The 1,416-nt window shown below is 40.8% G+C and carries 1 protein-coding gene; it reads right to left on the bottom strand.

Annotation, left to right across the window (positions count from 1 at the left end; all coding sequences use genetic code 11):
• The coding region (locus tag G5B06_RS18530) for an IS110 family transposase (RefSeq protein WP_173772720.1) at positions 1-1,138 on the bottom strand (1,138 nt) is incomplete at its 3' end.
• Positions 1,139-1,416 lie beyond the last annotated feature (278 nt).

The raw sequence follows: 1,416 nt of genomic DNA, 5'->3' as shown, positions 1-1,416 counted from the left end.
CTGCAGTCATATAGACATAGTAAGGCTTGCCTTGAGCACGTTTCTTATCTAAGAACTGATAAACAGGATCATCTTGCGGATGCGTTTTAATCAGGACATCCATTACCTGAAATAAAGTCTTTCTAAGATCAGAGGAGCCTCGTTTGGAAGTTGGAACACTTTTTTGTTCATAACTTCCCGATTCATTAACACCGGGATCTACACCGGCAAATGCAGTAATAGCACTTTTGTGAGTGAAACGGGAAACATCTCCGATCTCAGCTATCAACTGAGGACCAAGTGAAGTTCCAACCCCTTTCATAGCCATAACGACAGGATATTCCGGGAGTTTGGATGCAGTTTCATTCATGAGAGTGCGTAGTGACTCAACAGTTGTAGAGGCACTATTAAGCTGGTCTACAGCCTGCTTAATAATAAGCTTTGTAATGGCATCCTTTGAAAGTACAGGAACAAGTTCCTTTGCTTTTCCATAGATTTCCTCAGCTTTGGATTGGCTGAAGTTGTACTTCTTACGTTTGCACCAGTTTTGATAATGGTCGATAAAGGAATTCAGGGACATTTTACGGACACAGTCTACATGCCAGTATGTAGATGCAAAATCAACCCATTTCTGGCTGCCGTCACTGCGTGCAGGACTGTCAAAGTAAGTATTGACACCAGGATAGGTTTGGTCAAGGATGCCGATAAGATTATTTTTCATAGCCGTCTTGTGTTTTATGTAAAAGCCGAACTGACGGTTCATGGTTTTGAGCTGATTGCGTAATTCATCCATAACATTATACTGTTTAAGATTTTGCCATTTGTCAAGAGTATATCGGGCAATCTTAACAGCATCTGCTTTATCAGATTTCACTTTACGAAGAGAATCATTATCAAAGTCTTTGATAAGTTTTGGGTTAATGGCACTGACGAAAAGATTTGCCTCTGAAAGCTGATGAGCGAGGACTTCATAATAACGCCCTGTGTGCTCCATCACGATTCGGGACTCACCTTCAACAGAGTTGATGAGTTCTACAAGTGAATTGATACCACTGGCTGTGTGTTTGATTTCGAAAGGTGCGGAAACAATTTCACCGAAAGGTCGCATGATAGCAACCATACTCTTACCTTTTGAAACATCGATACCTACTGCGTTCATAAATTGTCACTCCTTAAGATTATTGCAATGGATAAGTACCAGTTTTACTCATTGCCTATTCAATCTACTGTGGTGTGACGCGAATGCACCTATGGCGATTCAACCTGCATAAAACGAACGCTGCGAATGAGGAGCTGGTTATCAGTCTTAATTACGGACGCGGAGTCCAAGAAAGTATTCGATATACCGATTGCTCCATCATTATACAGCTTAAGCAACAAGATGGATAATTCCTTACTGGCTGTAAGGGATATTAACCATAAATATATTGTAGTAGA

The organism is Blautia luti, assembly GCF_013304735.1.
Taxonomy (GTDB): domain Bacteria; phylum Bacillota; class Clostridia; order Lachnospirales; family Lachnospiraceae; genus Blautia_A.
This window is presented reverse-complemented; position numbering and strand designations above follow the sequence as displayed.